Origin of the sequence: Microbispora sp. NPDC049125, assembly GCF_040802045.1 — a bacterium.
Taxonomy (GTDB): Bacteria; Actinomycetota; Actinomycetes; order Streptosporangiales; family Streptosporangiaceae; genus Microbispora.
In genome coordinates, this window is sequence record NZ_JBEZDW010000091.1 from 1 (window position 1) to 4,752 (window position 4,752).

Annotated in this window: 2 protein-coding genes; both read right to left on the reverse strand. The window is 73.2% G+C overall.

What is annotated here, in order from left to right; all coding sequences use genetic code 11:
- On the reverse strand, window positions 1-887 hold an 887-nt coding region (locus tag AB0B72_RS40010), incomplete at its 3' end, for a beta-ketoacyl synthase N-terminal-like domain-containing protein (protein WP_367745013.1).
- A gap of 7 nt (window positions 888-894) precedes the next feature.
- Window positions 895-4,752, reverse strand: a 3,858-nt coding sequence (locus AB0B72_RS40015) for a beta-ketoacyl synthase N-terminal-like domain-containing protein (RefSeq protein WP_367745014.1), incomplete at its 5' end; no start/stop codon positions are given.

Consider the following 4,752-nt stretch of genomic DNA (forward strand, 5'->3'; position numbering starts at 1 on the left):
CGGATGACGGCCAGCACCTGGTGTCCGAGGCGGCGGGCGTCTGACAGGCGTTCGACCAGGAGCAGGCCCACGCCCTCGGCCCAGCCGGTGCCGTCCGCCGACGAGGAGAACGCCTTGCACCGCCCATCCACCGCCAGCCCCCGCTGCCGAGAGAACTCGGTGAATCCGATGGGCGAGGCCATCACCGTGACGCCGCCGGCCAGCGCGAGGTCCGACTCGCCCGACCGCAGCGCCTGCACGGCCAGGTGCAGGGCCACCAGCGACGATGAGCACGCCGTGTCCACCGTCACCGCCGGGCCCTCGAAGCCGAAGGTATACGCGATCCGGCCCGACAGCACGCTGCCCAGGTTGCCGATGGCCAGATATCCCTCCAGCTCCTCGGGCACCTGCGGCAGCCGCGAGCCGTACGTGCGGTCGGCCACGCCCGCGTAGACCGCCGTGCGGCTGCCCTTCAGCCCGTACGGGTCGATGCGGGCGCGTTCGAACGCCTCCCAGGCGACCTCCAGCAGAAGTCGCTGCTGGGGGTCGCTGGCCAGCGCCTCACGCCGCGAGATGCCGAAGAAGTCCGCGTCGAACCCCGCCACGTCGTCCAGGAACCCGCCGAACCGGGTGTAGGACGTGCCCGGATGATCCGGGTCGGGGTCGTACAGCGCCTCCAGGTCCCAGCCACGGTCGGCCGGGAACTCCGACACCGCGTCCCGTCCCTCGGAGACCAGGTCCCACAGGTCCTCCGGGGATGACACCCCGCCCGGCAGGCGGCAGGCCATCCCCACGATCGCGATCGGCTCACGCGATCTCGCCTCGATCTGGCGCAGCCGCCGCTCGGCCTGCTTCGTCTCGGCGATCGAGCGCTTGAGGTACTCGCGCAGCTTGTCGTCGTTCGCCATCGGCAGATCAGCCCCTGTCCAGGAGGTCGAAGAGTTCGTCGTCGGTCGCGGAGTCGAGGTCGATGTCCTCGTCCTCCAGGTCGTCATCGGGTACGGCGGCCGCGTCGAGCCTGGCGACCAGTGCCCGTAGCCGGGAGACCACCTCACCCTGGGCGTCCGGGCCGTCGAGCAGGCTCGCCTCCAGGTTCCGGAGCGCGGCGAGCGGATCGGCCGCCGGGCGTTTCACCGGTGCGGCGCTCTCCTCGGGCAGTTCGGCCGAGGCGGTGTCCAGCGCGGAGAGGATGTGGTCGGTCACCGCCGCCGGCGTCGGAAAGTCGAAGATCAAGGTGGTGGGCAGCGGCAGCCCGGTGGCCGTCCGGAGCCGGTTGCGCAGGTCGACCGCGGTCAGCGAGTCGAGACCCAGGTCGCGGAACGCCCTGGCCGTTCCCACGGCGTCCCCGTCCGAGTGGCGCAGCACCGCCGCGACCTCCGTACGGACCAGGTCGAGGACGGCCTGGCGGCGCTCGGCCGGCTCCAGCGCCGTGAGCCGCCGTACGGGGGACTGGGCGGGGGAGCCGGGCCCGTCCGCGAGGGCCTCTCCCGCGGTGGCCGCCGCGCGGGAGGCGTCCAGCCAGTACCGCGAGCGCTGGAACGCGTAGGTGGGCAGCGGGACGCGGCGGGGGCTCGTGCCGTCGAGCGCGACGCTCCAGTCGACCGCCACGCCGCGTACGAACGCCTCGGCGAGTGACACGTGGAACCGTTCGAGACCGCCCTGGTCGCGCCGGAGCGTGCCGACGGCCGGCGTCGGCGGCGCCTCGTCGGTGTCCAGCGTCTCCGAGATGGCGGCCGTGAGCACGGGATGCGGGCTGATCTCGATGAACGCGGCGTGCCCCTGGGCGGCGAGCGCCCGGGCGGCCGTCTCGAAGAGCACGGGCCGCCGGAGGTTGGCGTACCAGTACGCCGTGTCCAGCTCGGAGGTGTCGATCCAGTCGCCGGTGACCGTGGACAGCATGGGGATGGTCCCGGCGCGGGGAGTGATCGGCGACAGGGCCTTGATCAGCTCGTCGTGGATGAGTTCGACCTGGGCGGAGTGCGAGGCGTAGTCCACGGGGATCCGGCGGTTGCGCACGCCTGCGGCCTCCAGCGCGGCCAGCAACTCGGTCAGCGCCCCGACCTCCCCCGAGACGACCACGCTGCCGGGCCCGTTGACGACGCCGACCGACAGGCGTTCGCCCCAGGGCGCGATGCGCGCCTCGGCCTCCGCCAGGGGCAGCGCCACCGAGGCCATGCCGCCGTCGCCGGACAACGTCCGGATGGCCTGGCTGCGCAACGCCACGACGCGGGCGGCGTCCCGCAGCGACAGCCCGCCGGCCACCACGGCCGCGGCGATCTCCCCCTGCGAGTGGCCGACGACCGCGTCGGGGTGGACGCCGTACGACCGCCACAGCGCGGCGAGCGAGACCATCACGGCCCACAGGATCGGCTGGACCACGTCGACCCGCTCCAGCCCCGGCGCTCCCGGTGCCTCACGGACGACGTCGAGCGGCGACCAGTCGACGAACTCCTCAAGAGCGGCGGCGCACTCCGCGAACCGCTCCGCGAAGACCGGCGAGGTCTCCAGCAGCCCGGCCGCCATCGCGGGCCACTGGCTGCCCTGTCCGGGGAAGACGAAGACCACCTTGCCGGCGGCGTCGGCGGTCCCGCGCACGACGGTGTCGGGCAGCGCGCCCCCTCCCGCCAGCGCGCGCACTCCCGCGACGAGCCCGGCCCGGTCGGGCGCGACCACCACGGCCCGTTCTCCGAGCAGCGCCCGGGCGGTCAGGAGCGAGTGCGCGACGTCGGCCGCGTCGAGGTCGTCACGACCCTCCAGGTACGTCGCGAGACTGACGGCCTGGCCGCGCAGGGCCTCGGGGAGATGGCCCGACAGCACCCATGGAGGCGCGGGCGGCTCCGCGGGCCGCTCCCGGGGCGGCTCCTCCTCAGCCGGGGGCTGCTCCAGGATGACGTGCGCGTTCGTGCCGCTGACCCCGAACGACGACACCCCCGCTCGTCTGGGCCGGCCCGCCTCCGGCCACGGCCGGGCGTCGGTGAGCAGGCGGACGTTCCCGCTCGACCAGTCCACGTGCGGTGTGGGCTCCTCCACGTGCAGCGTCTTCGGCAGCAGCCCGCCCCGCATCGCCATGATCATCTTGATGACTCCGGCGCCGCCCGCCGCCGCCTGCGTGTGGGCCACGTTCGACTTCAGCGAGCCGAGCCACAGCGGGCGGTCGTCCGGCCTGTCCTGGCCGTACGTCGCGAGCAGCGCCTGGGCCTCGATCGGGTCGCCGAGCGTGGTGCCGGTGCCGTGCGCCTCCACGGCGTCGACCTCGTCAGGGGTGAGCCCGGCGTTGGCGAGGGCCTGCCTGATCACCCGCTGCTGGGACGGTCCGCTGGGGGCGGTCAGGCCGTTGGACGCGCCGTCCTGGTTGACGGCCGAGCCGCGCACGACCGCCAGGACCGGATGGCCGTTCCTGCGGGCGTCCGACAGCCGTTCGAGGAGCAGCAGGCTGACGCCCTCCCCCCAGCCGGTGCCGTCGGCGGTGGAGGAGAACGCCTTGCACCGCCCGTCGACCGACAGGCCGCGCTGCCGGGAGAACTCGACGAACGTGGCCGGCGACGACATCACCGCCACCCCGCCGGCCAGCGCGAGGTCCGACTCGCCCGTACGGAGGGACTGGGCGGCCAGGTGCAGCGCCACCAGGGACGACGAGCAGGCAGTGTCGACGGTGACGGCCGGGCCCTCGAAGCCGAACGTGTACGCCACGCGGCCGGTGGCGATGCTGCCCGCGCTGCCGTTGAGCAGGTATCCCTCCAGGTCGCCGGGGATCTCTTCCAGGCGGGGCGCGTAGTCGTGGTACATCATCCCGGCGAAGACGCCCGTACGGCTTCCGCGCAGCCGGTGCGGATCGATGCCGGCCCGCTCGAACGCCTCCCAGGCGACCTCAAGCAACAGACGCTGCTGAGGGTCCATCGTGATCGCCTCGCGCGGGGAGATGCCGAAGAAGGCGGCGTCGAAGTCCGCGACGTCCCGCAGGAACCCCCCGTGCCGGGTGTAGGACGTGCCGGGATGGTCGGGGTCGGGGTCGTAGAGCCGTTCGACGTCCCAGCCCCGGTCGGCCGGGAACTCCGAGACCGCGTCGCCTCCCGACTCGACCAGCCGCCACAGCGCCTCGGGCGACTCGATACCGCCGGGGAGACGGCAGGCCATCCCGACGATGACGACCGGGTCCTCGGCCGACGCCCCGCCCTTCGGAGCCTCCGCCCGCACCGGCGCGATGTCCGTACGGCGACCGCCCAGCTCTCTGTCCAGATAAGTGGCGATGGCGTGGGGGGTGGGGTGGTCGAAGGTGAGGGTGGCGGGGAGGCGGAGTGTGGTGGTGGTGGTGAGGTGGTTGCGTAGTTCGATGGAGGTGAGGGAGTCGAGGCCGAGTTCGATGAGGGCGCGGTCGGCGGGGATGGTGTGGGGGTTGGGGTGGTTGAGGACGAGGGCGACTTGTGTGCGGACGTGGTCGAGGAGCGCTTCGGCTCGTCTTTCGTCGTCGAGTCCGGCGAGGCGTTCGGCGAGGGGCCGGGTGCCGGTGACGGCTGTCCGGGCGGCGGGGCGGCGGGTGGTGATGAGGCGGCGGAGTATGGCCGGGGGTGTGTCGATGGTCGTGTTGATTCTGGTGGGGATGAGGACGGGGTGGTTGGGGTCGTGGTGGGTGGTGGTGTCGAAGAGGGCGAGGGCGTGGGTGGGGTTGAGGGGGGTGAGGCCGGTGCGGTGGATGCGGGCGTGGTCGGTTTGGGTGAGGTGGGTGGTGAGGGTGCTGGTGGTGTTCCATAGGCCCCAGGCGAGGCTGGTGGTGGG